Source organism: Geodermatophilus sp. SYSU D01105 (assembly GCF_054050095.1).
Genome location: NZ_JBJGYR010000007.1, coordinates 37,761 through 53,106, shown reverse-complemented (window position 1 = coordinate 53,106; position 15,346 = coordinate 37,761). Strand labels below are relative to the sequence as shown.

The following is a 15,346-nucleotide window of genomic DNA, read 5'->3' as shown; positions in this document are numbered from 1 at the left end:
CCCGACGTGCCGGATCTCCCCCTCCGGCGAGCTCGCCCCCTGCCCCGAGCACACGAGCACCCGGCGCGCGCCCTCGACGAGCTGTGCCTGGTCGAAGGCGACGGCCTCCCCCCAGGACCACGGGTCGACCAGCGTGCGGCCGACTGCCGTGGGACCTCCCCTCCACGGCCGCCGTCGCGGGCTGCGACGGTCGGCGTCGCGCAGCCACGGTGGCCTGTCCGGTCGACCTGTGGACGTGTGACCCGTGGGGCTGCTGTGCGGGGGTGGCGACACGCCGGGGCGCGACACCCGGATTTCACGCGGCTTTTTCCCGTCCACACCCCGTGGGTCGTCTCTGCGCAGGTCAGACGCGGGATACGCGGGTGTCCCCGCGGCCGTCCCCCGCTGTCTCCACATGTCGACACGTCTGTGTCCACCGACTTGTCCACAAGTTGTGCAGAACGGGGTGCACACCGGTGTTGGACGGGTCCGTCCGGTGTTCCTAACGTCCTCTCCGGCTCCCCCGGCAGGCACGAACTGTCGGTGTCCCGGGGTAGCAATGACCCGAACAGACGTTCGAGTCAGGCGTACGTCGTTTCTGGTGCTTCCCCCACCAGGCCCCGGTCCTCCGGCCGGGGTCTGTTCGCGGGTGCGCTGGTGAGTGGATGGAGGAACCACCGTGGCGGTGGCCGACGACTTCAGCCGACCGACCCCGACGGCTCCGCAGTACGACCGGCAGCCGCCGCAGGACGTCGCGGCGGAGCAGTCGGTGCTCGGCGGCATGCTGCTGAGCAAGGACGCGATCGCCGACGTCGTCGAGGTGCTGGCCGGCAACGACTTCTACCGCCCGGCGCACCAGGTGATCTTCGACTGCATCCTCGACCTGTACGGGCGGGGTGAGCCGGCCGACGCGATCACCGTGGCCGCCGAGCTCAACCGCACCGACCAGCTGTCGAAGATGGGGGGTGCGGTCTACCTGCACACGCTGATCCAGTCGACACCCACCGCCGCCAACGCCGGCTACTACGCCGCGATCGTCGCCGAGCAGGCCACGCTGCGCCGGCTGGTCGAGGCCGGCACCCGCGTCGTGCAGCTGGGGTACGGCGCGGCCGGCGGCAAGGGCGACGTCGACGACATCGTCGACCGTGCCCAGCAGGAGATCTACGAGGTCACCGAGAAGCGGATGAGCGAGGACTACGCGCGCCTCGAGGACGTCCTGCAGCCGACGATGGACGAGCTGGACGCCATCGCCTCTCGCGGCGGCACCGCCCGCGGCGTGCCCACCGGCATCCGCGACCTCGACGAGCTCACCAACGGCCTGCAGGCCGGCCAGATGGTCGTCATCGCCGCGCGGCCCGGTGTGGGCAAGGCCCTGGCCCTGGACACGCCGATCGCGACGCCCACGGGCTGGACGACGATGGGTGACATCCGTGTCGGGGAGCAGGTCATGGGCTCCGACGGCCGGCCGACGACGGTGGTGGCCGCCACCGAGGTGATGACCGGGCGTCCCTGCTACGAGGTGCACTTCTCCGATGGCTCGGTGATCGTCGCCGACGCCCTGCACCAGTGGCTGACGGAGACCCGGGCCAGCCGGAGGTCCGCGCAGGCGGCGCGCACGGGCTCCAACCGGTACCGCAACCAGCGGACGTTCGCGCAGGTCCGGACGACGGAGGAGATCGCCCGCACCGTCCGGTGCACGACGAAGGACGCCCGGCTCAACCACTCGGTCGCCAACGCCGCCCCGCTGGAGCTGCCGGAGGCCGACCTCCCCTTGCCGCCGTACGCGCTCGGCGTCTGGCTCGGCGACGGGACCTCCCGGGCCGCCCACTTCACCAGCGACGACCCGGAGATCGCCGCGTACATCGAGGGCGACGGCCTCGTCGTGGAGCCCACCGGCGTCGACCGGCGGTACGCCCTGCGTCTGCCGGCCAGGCCGGCGCCCGAGGCGGGACCGTGCCCGATGTGCGGCGAGCACTTCGTCCCGAGGACCTCGCAGGTGCAGACCTGCGGCAAGACGTGCGGCGGCCGCCTGCGCGCGAGCGGGGGCGCGGGCCGCCAGGCGACCTGCCCCGACTGCGGTGGCCCGTCCTCGGGGCTCGCGCAGTGCCAGGCCTGCCGGGACCACCACGGCACGGTTCCGGGCATCCTGCGCTCACTGGGCGTCTTCGGGGACAAGCACATCCCCATCACCTACCTGCGGGCCTCTGTGGCCCAGCGGCGGGCGCTGCTGGCCGGTCTCCTGGACACCGACGGCACCGTGACGCCGAGTGGCGCCGTCCAGTTCGCCGTCACGAACCAGCGGCTGGCCGAGGGCGCCCGTGAGCTGATCGCCAGCCTGGGCCACCGGGTGCGGATGACCCGGAAGCGGGTCAACGGCCGCTCCGACGCGTCCTCCACCTGCTACACGCTCACGTTCGGCACGGACGACGAGGTCTTCCGTCTGGAGCGCAAGAAGCTGATGCACAAGGAGCGGGGGGCCCGGACGTTCACGGCGCGGGGGGTCCGCTTCATCACCGACGTCCGGCCGGTCCCGAGCGTGCCGGTCCGTTGCATCCAGGTCGACGCTGACGACCACCTGTTCCTCGCCGGGCGCAGTCTCGTCCCGACGCACAACTCGACCCTGGGGCTGGACATCGCGCGGTCGGCCACGGTGAAGCACCACATGCCGGCGGTCATCTTCTCCCTCGAGATGAGCAAGCACGAGATCACCATGCGTCTGCTGTCGGCCGAGGCGAAGGTGCCGCTGCACCACATGCGCGCCGGCACGCTGTCCGACGAGGACTGGTCGAAGCTCGCGCGCCGGATGGGCGAGATCGCCGACGCCCCGCTCTACATCGACGACTCGCCGAACATGACGATGATGGAGATCCGGGCGAAGGCGCGGCGGCTCAAGCAGCGCAACGACCTCAAGCTCGTCGTCATCGACTACCTCCAGCTGATGACGTCGGGCAAGAAGGTCGAGAGCCGCCAGCAGGAGGTCTCGGAGTTCTCCCGGGCGCTGAAGCTGCTGGCCAAGGAGCTCGAGGTCCCGGTCATCGCGATGAGCCAGCTCAACCGTGGCTCCGAGCAGCGTCAGGACAAGAAGCCGATGCTGTCCGACCTCCGTGAGTCCGGCTCGATCGAGCAGGACGCCGACATGGTGATGATGATCCACCGCGAGGACATGTACGAGAAGGAGAGCCCGCGGGCCGGCGAGGCCGACATCATGCTGGTCAAGCACCGCAACGGTCCGACCGCGAACGTCACCGTCGCCTTCCAGGGCCACTACAGCCGCTTCGTGGACATGGCGAACTGACGGGACCACCCAGCACCCCGAGAGGCCCGGAGCGATCCCGCTCCGGGCCTCTCGCGTGTCCGCCGCCCGCCACGGGCTACGGGTGCGGGTCAGCTCACGGGTACCGCGGCGATGCTGCGGGCGCTGGCCCGCACCTCACCGCGTGCCATGTTCACCGTCCCGGTCATGCCGTACACGGTGTGGTTCAGGGCCGCGAGGGACGGCTCGGCGGTCTGCATCGTCACGGCCCCGTGGATCGGCACCTCGACGTCGGGCCACTCGAAGCCCGGTGCGGCCAGCGTCTCCAGGGGTGGCATCTCGACGGGCGGCGTGGCGAAGCCACGGACCTGGAGGGACACGATGCCTCCGCCCGGCAACGTGATCGTCTCGTGGACGTCGAGCACGGCGTTGCCGTCCCGGCGGATCAGCAGGTAGTCGACGCCGGTCACCCGCCCGCCGGTCATCGGCCCTTCGGTGATCGTGCCCTCGACCCCGACGTCCAGGCGCAGTCCCTCGGGAACGAGGCCGATCTGGATCGTGCTCGGGAGCCGGGCCTCCAACACGTAGCCGTCCATCGTCGTCCTCCCCTGCGGTGGGTGGTCAGGCGGCCATGTCAACGCGTGCGGACCGGGAGGGGCAGGGGCGTGGGTCCCGGCACCGGATCTCCGGTGTCGCGGAGCGTGGTGTCGGCACAGCGTGCGCTCGGAGAACGACGGAGGGCGGGGGCGACGGCCGCTGCCGCCTCCCCCGCCCTCCGCGGTGTCCGTGTCGCCGATCAGGCGGCCGCGGCGGCCGCCTGGGTCTGCGCGAGCAGGCGACGGCGCGTCTTCGGGTCGGCGGTGCTCATCTTGTAGAGCTTCACCAGCTGCGCGGGCAGGTTCCGGAGGGTGGTCTGGTCCAGCCAGCCGTTCGGCAGCGACAGTCGGATGATCTTGTGCCAGGCCGACGCCACCTGCTTGGGCAGCGGGGCCGAGTGGTAGTTGAGCCCGTAGCGGTCGAACAGGGCCTTCACCTTCGGGGCGATCTCGGCGTACCGGTTGCTCGGCAGGTCGGGGAACAGGTGGTGCTCGATCTGGTGCGACAGGTTGCCGGTCATGATGTGCATGGCCTTGCTGCCGGAGATGTTGGCCGAGCCGAGCATCTGCCGCAGGTACCACTCACCGCGGGTCTCGCCGTCGATCGACTTCTTCTCGAAGGTCTCCACGCCCTCGGGGAAGTGCCCGCAGAGGATGACGGAGTTCGACCACAGGTTGCGCACCAGGTTGGCCACGAAGTTGGCCGTCAGCGTCGCCAGGAAGTTGGGCCCGGACAGCAGCGGGTGGACGAGGTAGTCCTTGCGTGCCTGCCGGCCGATCTTGCGCAGCACGGCCTTGGCCCGGGCGCGGAACTCGGGGTCCTTGGTCTGCTTCTTCGCGACGACGGCACCGAGCTCGAGGTCGTAGGCCGCGATGCCGTACTCGAAGAAGCAGGCGTTGATGAAGCTCCACAGCGGCTGCCCGAGGTACATCGGCACCCACTTCTGGTCCTCGTCGACGCGCATGATGCCGTAGCCGAGGTCGTTGTCCTTGCCGATCACGTTCGTGTACGTGTGGTGCAGCTCGTTGTGCGAGTGCTTCCACTGGTCGGCCGGGCTGGCCATGTCCCACTCCCACGTCGTGGAGTGGATCTTCGGGTCCCGCATCCAGTCCCACTGGCCGTGCAGGATGTTGTGCCCGATCTCCATGTTGTCGAGGATCTTGGCCACCGAGAGGCCGATCGTCCCGACGATCCAGGCCGGCGGGAACCCGGAGGCCAGGAGCACGGCGCGGCTGCCCAGCTCGATCTTGCGGTGGACGTCGATGACCTTGCGGATGTAGCGGGCGTCCCTCTCGCCACGGGTGTCGACGACCTCCTGGCGGATCTCGTCGAGCTCCTTGCCGATCAGCTCGATGTCACCGGCCGTCAGGTGGGCGATGGGGTTGACGGGCTTCTTCTGCAGAACGGTCACGCGTTGTCCTCCGGGATCTCTGGGGAACGGGGTCAGTGGTCGATGGAGCAGGCGCCGGCGGCGGCGCTGATGCAGGTCTGGACGAGGACGCCGTCCCCGGGGGCGGCCGTGGTGACCTCGCCGGTGCGCAGGTCCCGGACGGCGCCCTCGCGCAGCGGGAGCACGCAGCCGTAGCAGATGCCCATGCGACAGCCGCTGGGCATGAGGACGCCGGCCTCCTCGGCGGCGTCCAGGATCGGCGTCGCGCCGTCGGCCTCGAGGGTCGTGCCGGCCCGGGTGAAGGAGACCGTGCCCCCTTCGCCGGCGACGATCACCGTCGGCCGGAACCGCTCGGTGAACAGCCGGTCGGCGATGCCGGCGGCGCTCCAGTGCTCCTCCAGCGCCTCGAGCATGCCGACCGGCCCGCAGGCCCAGGTGGCACGCTCGGCGAGGTCGGGGACCAGCTCGGCGATCGCGGCGGGGTCGAGCATCCCGGCGGAGTCGGTGTGCTGCTCGACCAGCCGGATCCGGCCGGCCGCGGCGAGCTCGCGCAGGTCCGGGCCGAACACGACGTCCTCCGCCGTCGGGGCCGAGTGCACGACGACGACGTCACGGAGCTCGTCGTGGTTGCGCAGGATGCCGATGACCGGGGTGATGCCCGAGCCCGCGGTCACGAACAGGACCTTGGCGGGGGCCTCCGGCGGCAGCACGAACTCCCCGGTGGCCTGGTCGAGGTGTACCAGCGTCCCCGGCGTCGTGCGGTGCACCAGGTGGTTGCTCACCTTGCCGCCCGGGATGGCCTTGACGGTGATGCTGATGCAGCCGTCGGGCCGGTCCAGGTGCGAGGTGAGCGAGTAGGCCCGCCACATCCGGACGCCGTCGACGTCGATCCCGATGCGCACCCACTGGCCCGGCACGTGGCGCCGCCAGTCGGCCCCGGGTCGGATGACCAGCGTGGCGGCGTCCCGGGTCTCCTCCTGGACGGCGACGACGCGTCCGCGCAGGTCGGTGCCGGCCCGCAGGGGGTTCACCATGTCGAGGTAGTCGTCGGGCAGCAGCGGGGTGGTCACCAGCTCGGCGAGGCGGAGGGCACGGGCGCGCAGGGCGGCCAGGGCCGGCCGGGCCGGGGCCGGGCGCGGGACGGTCGCGGTCATGCTTCTGATCGTTCCCAGCGGGGTGCGAATTCACCTGTGCCCCAGACGTGAACCTCCGCCCGGATACTGTTCGCTGCGAACAACGGCGCGGGAACGGAGAGGTGGACGTGGCCCCGGAGACCGAGACCTTCACCCCGGAGGTGGCCGCCGCCATGCACGCGGAACTGCCGGCGGTGGCCGAGTCGACGGTGGCCGCGATCGTCGTCGAGGTGCCCAGCTATGCCGAGGCGTTCCAGGGCGACATGGGCCGGGCCATCGAGAACGCCGTCCAGCTGGCCCTCGGCGGGTTCCTCGAGCTCGCGACGGCGGCCGGCGGGGCCGACCCCAGCCGGCCGATCGGGCCCGCCCTGGAGGGTGCCTACGCGCTGGGCCGCGGGGAGGCGAAGGGCGGCCGCACCATGGACGCGCTGCTGGCCGCCTACCGGGTGGGCGCGCGGGTGGCGTGGCGGCACATGAGCGAGACGGCCGTGGCCGCCGGGATGCCGGCGGACTCGCTGGCGCGCTTCGCCGAGCTGGTGTTCGCCTACATCGACCAGCTGTCGGCCTCCAGCGTCGCGGGGCACGCCGACCACCTGGCCACCAGCGGCCGGGTCCGCCGTCGCCACCTGGAGCGGCTGGCCGAGCTGCTGCTGACCGGTGGCCCGCCCTACGACCTGGCCGCCGCGGCCGAACGCGCCGACTGGTCACCGCCGCGCACCCTGACCGCGGTGCTGCTCCCCGAGGTGCGGGCCCGCGGCGCCCTGGCGGTCCTCGACGCCCGCACGCTGCAGGCCGGAGAGGACCTGCCCGGCGCCGAGCCGGAGACCGAGCGCGCGGTGCTGCTCGTCCCGGACGCCGAGGGGTTCGCCCGGGCCGGGTTGCTCAAGGCCCTGCGCGGGCGGGAGGCCGTCGTCGGGCCGGCGCGGCCGTGGCAGGAGGCCCGCTCCTCCTACTCGCGGGCGCTGCGGGCGCTGCAGCTGGGGCTGCGGCCGGAGGGCGACGCCCCGGTGGACACCGAGCAGCGGCTGGTCGAGCTGGTCCTCCGGGCGGACGGCGAGGCGCTGGGCGACCTGCGGGCGCAGGTCCTCGCGCCACTGGACGACCTGGGCCCCGGCCCGCGCGAGAAGCTGGTCGAGACCCTGCGCTCCTGGCTGCTGCACCACGGCCGGCGGGAGAAGATCGCCGCGGAGCTGTTCGTCCACCCGCAGACGGTCCGCTACCGGATGGGCCAGCTGCGCGAGCTCTTCGGCGCCCGCCTCGAGGACCCGCAGAGCGTCCTGGAGCTGACCCTCGCGCTGGGCACCCAGCGGTCGTGAGCCCTGGTCGGTGGCCGTCGTGAACCCCCTGCTGGCGGAGGTGTGGCCGCTGCTGGCCGGCGTCCCCGCCCCGGACGTGCCGGTCACCGGCGGGACCGGCCTGGACGGGCCGCTGCCCGTGCCCGACCTCGCCGTGGGCGCGGTCGCCGCGCAGCTGCTCGCCGCCCGGCTGTTGACGCCCGGCGACCCGGTGCGCGTGGACGCCGCGCACGTCGGGGTCGCCTTCCGCAGCGAGCGGTACGCCGCGGTCGACGGCCGGCCGGTGGGTCCGGGGTTCCACCCGCTGTCCCGGTTCTGGCGCACCGCCGACGGCTGGCTGCGCCTGCACGCCAACCACCCGCACCACCGGGCCGCGGCGCTGCGGGTCCTCGGGGAGGACGTCGGGTCGGCCGCCCTGCGGTGGACCGCCGAGGAGCTGGAGACGGCCGTGGTCGCGGCCGGCGGTGCGGCGGGCGCGGTCCGTTCCGCGGCGGCGTGGGCCGGGTCGCCGCCGGGGCGTGCCGTCGCGGCCACGCCCCTGGTCGACCTGCGCCGGACGGCTCCCGGGCCGCCCCGCGCGGTGTCGCCGCACGGGTTGCGGGTCCTCGACCTGACCCGGGTGATCGCCGGTCCGGTCGCCACCCGGACGCTGGCCTCGCACGGCGCCGACGTGCTGCGGGTCGACAGCCCCCGGCTGCCCGACGACCCCGGCTCGCTGGTCGACACCGGGCCGGGCAAGCGGCACGCGCTGCTGGACCTCGCGACCGGCACAGACCGCCGGACCGTCGAGGAGCTCCTCGCGGCGGCCGACGTCGTCGTGCAGGGCTACCGGCCCGGTGCGCTGGCCGGCTTCGGGCTGGACCCCGCCGCGCTGGCCGAGCGGCACCCGCACCTGGTGGTGGTCAGCCTCTCGGCGTGGGGGACGCGGGGGTCGTGGTCGGGACGGCGGGGCTTCGACTCGCTGGTGCAGGCCGCGACCGGCATCGCGCTCGTGTACGGGAGCGCCGAGGCGCCGGGCGTGCTGCCGGCCCAGGCGCTGGACCACGCGACCGGTCACCTGGCCGCGGCGACCGTGCTGGCCGCCGTGGCCCGCCGGCGGGAGGAGGGCGGCGGCTGGCACGGGGAGCTCTCCCTCGCGCGGACGGCGCACTGGCTGCTCGGCGCGCCGCGGCGGGCACCGGAGGGCGGCGACCCGGCCGACCCGGCGCCGTACCTGCTGACGCTGCCGTCGGCCGAGGGCGCCGTGACCGTGGTGGCGCCGCCCGGGTCACCGCCCTGGCGCGCAGCGGCCGAGCACGACGCGCACCCGGGCTGGCGGACCTAGCGGACTGGCAGCCGCCGGACAGCTCCCTCCCAGGCAGCAGGCCCACGCTGGAGGGCGCTGGGGTAAGCGGGCAGGAGCACCCGTCACCACGACCCCGGCGAGCGGAGGCCGGCTCGAGGGCGCCGACCCCGCCGGGAACGCGGAGCCCGGCACGTCCCCGTGGTGCCGGGCTCCGCGTTCCCCCCCCGGGCCGACGTGCCACGTGGAACACCGCTCGGACCGCCGTCCCCGGCGGCTCCCCTCGCAGGTCCCGCGCCGAGGGAGCGCGGCGTGGGGGGACGGTTGGCCCGCCTCAGGCCGGGCCGAGGACGGCGACCAGGAAGTCCGACGCGGGCGTGAACGGCCGCAGGTCCCACGTGGACAGCAGCAGGTCATGCGCCCAGCCGGCGGTGCGGGCGTCGTCCAGGAACGCGTCGAAGCCGTAGCCCCGCCCGGCTCCGAACCCGATGACCGCGCGGCCGTCGCCCGCGACGTGCGCGCGCAGCCGGCGCAGCACCGCGGTGCGGGTCGACGGCGCGAGGAAGGTCATCACGTTGCCCGCGCAGACGATCGCGTCGAAGGGCTCCCCGCCCAGGTCCAGCTCGGCGAGGTCGCCGACGAGCCACCGCGGCCCGGGGTGGTCCTCCTCGGCGGCGGCGATCAGGACCGGGTCGACGTCCACCCCGACGACGTCGTGCCCGGCCCGCGCCAGCCAGCCGCCCACCCGGCCGGGACCGCAGCCGGCGTCGAGCACCCGCGAGCCGCGGGACAGCATCGCGTCGACCAGCCGCGCCTCGCCCGCCAGGTCGAACCCCTGGGCGGCGAGGGTGCGGAACCGCTGCACGTAGTTCGCGGAGTGACCGGGGTCCTCCTGGGTCATCCGCACCCACGCGCTCTGCTCGGCCACGCGGCCCATGATCGCCCCGATCCCGACCGAACCCCCACCCGGCCCCCAGGCTCCCCACAGGTGCGCGCCCGAGTCTCGGGGACCGAACGGCCCACGAGGGGCCGTGGCGACGACGGGAGGACACCATGGGTACGAGGACGAGCGAGGGCAGGATCCGGCGGCGCATGCGGATCCGCACGCTGACCCCGCCGCCGGACGTCGACCTGCCGGCGGACCGGGCCGTGGCCGTGGCCGCCGCGGCGCTGGGCGAACACCCCGGCGCCACCATCGACCGGGTCGAGGTGGACGGCGAGGGCCTCTACACCGCCCACCTCGTCACCTGCTCCGGGCAGCGGGTCGTCGTCCCGGTCGACCGCGACCTCACGGTGCTCGGCTGGGTGGCACTGGCTCGCTGACCCGCCAGTCCGGCGGGTCCGCCGGGTGCAGAGCGGGGTCGTCGGCGGCGAGGGTCCGCACGGGCCCGGGAGGGGTGAGCGGGCCCTCGAAGCGGACCGTCACCCGCCCCAGCCCCCTCCCCCACACCCAGCCGGCGCCCAGCTCGTCGTGCCGCACGTCCTGCCCCGGCCACCACCGCGCCTCCGTCGGGGCCGGGGGGACCTCGGCGGCTCCCGGCTCGTCGGCGAGGGCGGTCTCGTCGGGGGACGACGGCTCGTCGTCCGACGCGAACAGGTCCCCCTGGGCGTAGAGCGACAGCCCCGAGACCCCCACGCCGAGCAGTCGCAGCCCGCCGCCGGTCCCCGCCTCGGTGAGCAGCCGGCGCGCGATGGAGGCGATCACCCGGACGTCGTCGGTGGGCTGCGGCAGCGTCTGCGACCGGGTCTGTGTCGTGAAGTCGTAGCGGCGCATCTTCAGCGTCACCGTCCGGCCGGAGTAGTCCGACGCGCGCAGCCGGGCGGCCACCCGCGCGGCCATGGCATCGATCTCCCGGCCCAGGACGGCGAGGTCGGTGAGGTCCCGCTCGAAGGTCTCCTCCTGCGACACCGACTTGGCCTCCCGCTCGGCGACCACCGGCCGGTCGTCCTCGGCGCGGGCCAGCGCGTACAGGCCGGCCCCGTGCGCCCGGCCGGCCAGCGCCACCAGGTCGGGCAGCGACTTCGCGGCGAGGTCGCCCACGGTGCGCACCCCGACCTGCCGCAGCCGCTCGGCGGTCGCGGGACCCACCCCGCCCAGCCGGGTCACCGGCAGCGGGTGCAGCACGTCCAGCTCGCTGCCCGGCGGGACGACGACCAGCCCGTCGGGCTTGTCCAGGTCCGAGCCGATCTTGGCCATCAGCTTCGACGAGCCGATGCCGACCGATCCGGTGACCCCGCCGGTGGCCGCGGCGATCCGCTCCTTGAGCCCGCGGGCCAGCTCGGTGACGCCGTCCACCGACAGGTCGTGCCCGGGCCCGGCCGCCAGGTCGACGTAGGCCTCGTCGATCGACACCGGCTCGGCCAGAGGCGACAGTTCCCGCAGCAGCCCCATGACGACGTCGGAGGTGCGGCGGTAGGCCGCGAACCGCCCGCCGAGGAACGCCGTGCCAGGCGGGCAGCGACGCCGGGCCTCGGCGGTCGACATCGCCGACCGGGCACCGTAGGCGCGCGCCTCGTAGGACGCCGTCGCCACCACGCCGCGCCCGCCCACGCCGCCGACCACCACCGGCCGACCGCGCAGGGACGGCTTGTCGCGCTGCTCCACCGCGGCGAAGAAGGCGTCGAGGTCCAGGTGGAGGATGCTCGCCTCCCGCCGCACGCCCCACCTCCTCGTCGTCGCCGGCCTCCCCCATGGTCGCCCGTCCTCCGACCGGGTGAGAGCGGACCTCCCGGGGCCGGAACCGGTTGATCACCGTCCCGCGTGGCTGCGAGTGTCCGGTGGCACACCGACGGAGAGGGGCAGCGTGGCGGGAGTCCTCCTCGTCGTGGGCGCGATCGGCCTCGGCGTCCTGCTGCTGTCCCTGCTCGTCGGCGAGATCGGCGACCTCGCGGGCGACGCGGACGGCGCCTTCTCCGTCCCCGCCCTCGCGGCGCTGGTCGGCGGTGCCGCGGCCGCCTCGGTGCTGCCCGAGGGCCTCCCAGACACCGGCAGGCGATCGCCGACGCCGTCGAGCGGGAGGGTGCGGCCGAGGCGGCGGCCATCCTGGCCCGCGGCCAGGCCGAGGCCGAGGCGCTCGACGCCCGCTCGGAGGCGTTCGCCGAGTACGGCGAGGCGGCGGTCCTGGAGATGCTGGTGAAGGTGCTGCCGGAGGTCGTGCAGGCCGCGGCCGCGCCACTGGCCGGCGTGGACAAGATGACGGTCATCTCCGCCGACGGGGCCGGGTCGCTGGGCCGGTCGGTCGCGGCCAACGTGGCCCAGGGGCTGCAGCTGTCCGGCGACCTCACCGGTGTCGACGTCGCGGCGCTGCTGCGTCGCCTCGGCGGCGCCGGCGCGGTCGCGGGCACGGCCACCGCTGACGGGGCGGCCACCCGCGTCCCCGTCGTCCCGGCGGACGGCGAGCCCCCGGCGCGCTGAGCCGCGGTCAGGGCAGCGGGTCGGGCCAGGTCTCCCGCGCGTGCGCGGCCCGCCAGAAGTCCAGCTCGTACCGGGTCGCGACGGCGAACGCGCGCAGCATGGCCGGCTGCGCGCCGGGGTCCTGCCGGGCGGCCGCGTCCACCAGCGTCCGCGCCTGCTCCGCGGACTCCTGGAACTCCGGGGAGTCGTAGGCGGCCACCCAGCGCCGGTACGGGTGCCCGGGCACGGCGGCGGTGGTGCGCGCCAGCCGCGCGCCGACGTCGGCGTACACCCAGTAACAGGGCAGCGCCGCCGCGACGCCGACCGCGTACGGCGCGGTCGCCGCCGTGGCCACCAGGTAGGAGACGTAGGCCCGGCAGGTCGGCGAGGGCACCGGCTCCCCCGCCGGGCGGTCCGCCGGGGGCAGCTCCGCCGACAGCAGGTCGGCGTGCAGTCGGCGCTCGACCGTCGCGGTCACGGCCGCCGACGTCGCCCAGAAGGACGCGGCGGCGGAGTCCGGGGCGCGGGCGCCCAGCAGCGTGAGCGCCCGCGCGTAGTCGGCCAGGTAGAGGCTGTCCTGCTCGAGGTAGTGCCGGAAGGTCAACGGGTCCAGGGCGCCGGAGCCGAGCTCGGCCAGGAACGGCAGGTCCTCGATCGCCGCCCGGAGGCCGGCGGTCGCCGTCCAGGCCCGTGCGCTGAACGAGCCCCCGGCGGTGCCCGCGACCGCGCTCCCGGCGTCGCCCACGACGGCGCTCACGAGGGCCAGACGCCGGCGAAGTGGTGCACCGGGCCGTGCCCGGACCCGACGCCCAGGCCGCTCCCGGCGACCAGCGCGGCCTGGAGGTAGTCGCGCGCCGGGTCGACCAGCACCGCCCACTCGTCGGTGCGGCCGCGGGCGGCGAGCGCGGCGAGGGCCGACGAGAGCGTGCAGCCGGTGCCGTGCGTCGCCGTCGTCCGCACCCGCGGACGGCGGGTCACGGTGACGCCGGCCGTGGTGGCCAGCACGTCGACGCTCTCCTCCCCGCCGAGGTGGCCGCCCTTGAGCAGCACCGCCCGCGGGCCGAGCGCGAGCAGCGCCGTGGCCTGGCCGGGGAGGTCGTCCACACCGCCGGCCGGGGCGGCGTCGAGGAGGGCGGCCGCCTCGGGCACGTTCGGCGTGACCAGGTCGCAGACCGGCAGCAGGTCGGTGCGGACGGCGTCGACCGCGGCCTCGTCGATGAGCCGGTCACCGCTGGTCGCGACCATCACCGGGTCGCAGACGACGGGGCCGGCCCGGCGGCCGGCCAGCACCCCGGCCACCGCCCGGACCACCTCCGCGGTGCCCAGCATGCCGAGCTTGGTGGCGTGCACCTCGACGTCGTCCAGGAGCGTCTCCAGCTGCGCGACGACGAACTCCGCCGGCACCGGGTGGACGCCGGTGACCCCGCGGGTGTTCTGCGCGGTGAGGGCGGTCAGCACCGCCGTCCCGTAGACGCGCAGGGCGCTGAAGGTCTTGAGGTCGGCCTGGATGCCGGCGCCGCCGCTGGGGTCGCTGCCGGCCACGGTGAGGGCGACCGGCACCCCGGCGCTCACCGGCCCACCCCGGCCAGCCGCCCGCGGGCGATCTCCGCCCGCAGCCCGCGGGCCGCCGCCGCGGGGTCGGCCGCCCCGCAGACGGCGGAGACGACGCAGATCCCGTCCACCCCGGTGGCGGCCACCTCCGCCGCGCGGGCGGCGTCGATGCCGCCGATCGCGACCGCGACCAGCCCCGCGGCCCGGGCGGCGGACGTCAGCGCGCCGGTGCCCTCCAGGCCGAGGCCGGGTGCGGCGTCGGGCTTGGTCGGCGTCGCCCACACCGGGCCGATGCCGACCAGGTCCACGGTGCCCGGCGGCAGGGCCAGCGCGGCGTCGAGGTCGGCGGCGGAGGTGACGCTCAGGCCCAGCACCACGCCGGGCCCGAGCAGCCGCCGCACCTCGGCCGGGGGCAGGTCGTCCTGGCCGACGTGGACGCCGTCGGCGCCGGCCAGCAGCGCGACGTCCACCGCGTCGTTCACCACGACCGGCACGTCGCGCCGGTCGGCCAGCGCCGCCTGGACCGACCGGGTCAGCTCGAGCAGCTCCCGCCGGGAGGCGGTCTTGTCGCGCACCTGGACGGCGGTCACTCCACCGGCCACCGCGGCCCGGACGACGTCGGCCACCGGCCGCGGCCGGGACAGCGCGGTGTCGGTGACCAGGTAGAGGGTCGGGTCGAACCTCACGGCTCCGCCCGCACGTCGGCCCCGGCCAGGGAGTCCCCGTCGAGGGCGTCCAGGGCGTCGAGCCAGGCCGGCGCGAAGGTGCCGGGCCCGTCGGCCACGTCGGCGGCCACCTCGGCGGCGAGCGCCACGTGCGCGTGCGCGGCGACGGCGGCGGTCAGCGGGTCGTCGCAGACGGCGAGGTAGGCGGCGACGAGGGCACCCAGCGCGCACCCGGCCCCGGTCGTGCGGGTGAGCAGGACCGAGCCGCCGCCCACCCGCACCGTCCGCCGTCCGTCGGTGAGCAGGTCGACCTCGCCGCTGACCGCCACGACGCCGCCGGTGCGCCGGGCCAGGTCCGCGGCGGCCTGCGCGGCGGCGTCGGTGCTGTGGGTGCTGTCCACCCCCCGACCGCCGGCGCCCGCCCCGGCCAGCGCCATGACCTCCGAGGCGTTCCCCCGGACGGCGGTCGGGCGCAGCTCGACCAGCTCGGCGGCCAGCGCCGTGCGGTAGGCCAGCCCGCCGACGGCGACCGGGTCGAGCACCCACGGTGTGCCGGCCGTGCCGGCCGACCGGGCCGCCAGGCGCATCGCCTCGGCGGTGCGCTCGTGCACCGTCCCGACGTTGACCAGCACCGCGGAGGCGACCGCGGCGAAGTCCCCGGCCTCCTGGGGTGCGTCGACCATGGCCGGCGCGGCGCCCGCGGCGAGCAGGGCGTTGGCCGTCGTCGTCTGGACGACGGTGTTGGTCAGGCAGTGCACCAGCGGTGCAGCGGTGCGCAGCGCCTCGCGGGCCGCGCGCAGGTCCATG

The 15,346-nt window shown here is 75.2% G+C and carries 14 protein-coding genes; 5 read left to right on the top strand and 9 right to left on the bottom strand.

Annotated elements, in window-relative coordinates; genetic code table 11:
- Positions 1-658 precede the first annotated feature (658 nt).
- Positions 659-3,274, top strand: a complete 2,616-nt coding sequence (gene dnaB / locus ACI79I_RS08245) for a replicative DNA helicase (protein ID WP_456991830.1) — start codon at positions 659-661, stop codon at positions 3,272-3,274.
- Between the two features lie 89 nt (positions 3,275-3,363).
- On the opposite strand, the gene ACI79I_RS08240 is transcribed toward dnaB, so the two are convergent.
- The 3 genes from ACI79I_RS08240 to ACI79I_RS08230 form a co-directional block, all read right to left on the bottom strand.
- Complete coding sequence (locus ACI79I_RS08240; protein ID WP_456991829.1) at positions 3,364-3,828, bottom strand: DUF3237 family protein; 465 nt, start codon at positions 3,826-3,828, stop codon at positions 3,364-3,366.
- Positions 3,829-4,028: 200 nt separating this feature from the next.
- A complete protein-coding gene (locus tag ACI79I_RS08235) occupies positions 4,029-5,240 on the bottom strand; it encodes a fatty acid desaturase family protein (protein WP_456991828.1) in 1,212 nt (403 codons plus the stop codon).
- A gap of 32 nt (positions 5,241-5,272) precedes the next feature.
- Positions 5,273-6,373, bottom strand: coding sequence for a ferredoxin reductase (locus ACI79I_RS08230; protein ID WP_456991827.1), 1,101 nt, complete (start codon positions 6,371-6,373; stop codon positions 5,273-5,275).
- Between the two features lie 107 nt (positions 6,374-6,480).
- Between ACI79I_RS08230 and ACI79I_RS08225 the strand changes: the two genes are divergently transcribed.
- Positions 6,481-7,668 (top strand): PucR family transcriptional regulator, encoded by a 1,188-nt coding sequence (locus ACI79I_RS08225; RefSeq protein WP_456991826.1) that lies wholly within the window; start codon positions 6,481-6,483, stop codon positions 7,666-7,668.
- 19 nt (positions 7,669-7,687) lie between these two features.
- Positions 7,688-8,971 (top strand): CoA transferase, encoded by a 1,284-nt coding sequence (locus ACI79I_RS08220; protein ID WP_456991825.1) that lies wholly within the window; start codon positions 7,688-7,690, stop codon positions 8,969-8,971.
- Positions 8,972-9,263: 292 nt separating this feature from the next.
- Here the strand turns inward: ACI79I_RS08220 and ACI79I_RS08215 are convergent, their stop codons facing one another.
- Complete coding sequence (locus ACI79I_RS08215; protein WP_456991824.1) at positions 9,264-9,866, bottom strand: class I SAM-dependent methyltransferase; 603 nt, start codon at positions 9,864-9,866, stop codon at positions 9,264-9,266.
- A gap of 155 nt (positions 9,867-10,021) precedes the next feature.
- On the opposite strand from ACI79I_RS08215, the gene ACI79I_RS08210 reads away from it, so the two are divergent.
- Entirely contained in the window at positions 10,022-10,252 is a 231-nt protein-coding gene (locus tag ACI79I_RS08210; protein ID WP_456991823.1) for a hypothetical protein, read from the top strand.
- On the opposite strand, the gene ACI79I_RS08205 is transcribed toward ACI79I_RS08210, so the two are convergent.
- Entirely contained in the window at positions 10,218-11,588 is a 1,371-nt protein-coding gene (locus ACI79I_RS08205) for a DNA polymerase IV (protein WP_456991822.1), read from the bottom strand. The two genes, ACI79I_RS08210 and ACI79I_RS08205, sit on opposite strands and share 35 nt — an antisense overlap.
- A gap of 102 nt (positions 11,589-11,690) precedes the next feature.
- Here ACI79I_RS08205 and ACI79I_RS08200 point away from each other — a divergent pair, with 102 nt between their 5' ends.
- Entirely contained in the window at positions 11,691-12,344 is a 654-nt protein-coding gene (locus tag ACI79I_RS08200) for a flotillin domain-containing protein (RefSeq protein ID WP_456991821.1), read from the top strand.
- Between the two features lie 7 nt (positions 12,345-12,351).
- Here ACI79I_RS08200 and ACI79I_RS08195 read toward each other — a convergent pair whose 3' ends face one another.
- From ACI79I_RS08195 to thiM, 4 genes are read right to left on the bottom strand one after another with little or no spacing between them, the layout of a single operon-like run.
- Entirely contained in the window at positions 12,352-13,080 is a 729-nt protein-coding gene (locus ACI79I_RS08195) for a TenA family protein (protein ID WP_456991820.1), read from the bottom strand.
- Complete coding sequence (gene thiD, locus ACI79I_RS08190; RefSeq protein WP_456991819.1) at positions 13,077-13,895, bottom strand: bifunctional hydroxymethylpyrimidine kinase/phosphomethylpyrimidine kinase; 819 nt, start codon at positions 13,893-13,895, stop codon at positions 13,077-13,079. The genes ACI79I_RS08195 and thiD overlap by 4 nt, the downstream gene beginning before the upstream one ends.
- On the bottom strand, positions 13,892-14,560 hold the full coding sequence (thiE, locus tag ACI79I_RS08185; protein ID WP_456991818.1) for a thiamine phosphate synthase: 669 nt from the start codon (positions 14,558-14,560) through the stop codon (positions 13,892-13,894). The genes thiD and thiE overlap by 4 nt, the downstream gene beginning before the upstream one ends.
- The gene (gene thiM / locus ACI79I_RS08180; protein WP_456991995.1) at positions 14,557-15,345 is read right to left on the bottom strand and encodes a hydroxyethylthiazole kinase; all 789 of its coding nucleotides are present in this window, start codon (positions 15,343-15,345) and stop codon (positions 14,557-14,559) included. Before thiM ends, thiE begins: the two co-directional genes overlap by 4 nt.
- Position 15,346: the final 1 nt, after the last annotated feature.

Coding starts and splice junctions, on each gene's coding strand:
- thiM (WP_456991995.1), bottom strand. CDS start 15,345: ATGGACCTGCGCGCGGCCCGCGAGGCGCTGCGCACCGCTGCACCGCTG.
- ACI79I_RS08215 (WP_456991824.1), bottom strand. CDS start 9,866: ATGGGCCGCGTGGCCGAGCAGAGCGCGTGGGTGCGGATGACCCAGGAG.
- ACI79I_RS08230 (WP_456991827.1), bottom strand. CDS start 6,373: ATGACCGCGACCGTCCCGCGCCCGGCCCCGGCCCGGCCGGCCCTGGCC.
- ACI79I_RS08240 (WP_456991829.1), bottom strand. CDS start 3,828: ATGGACGGCTACGTGTTGGAGGCCCGGCTCCCGAGCACGATCCAGATC.
- ACI79I_RS08210 (WP_456991823.1), top strand. CDS start 10,022: ATGCGGATCCGCACGCTGACCCCGCCGCCGGACGTCGACCTGCCGGCG.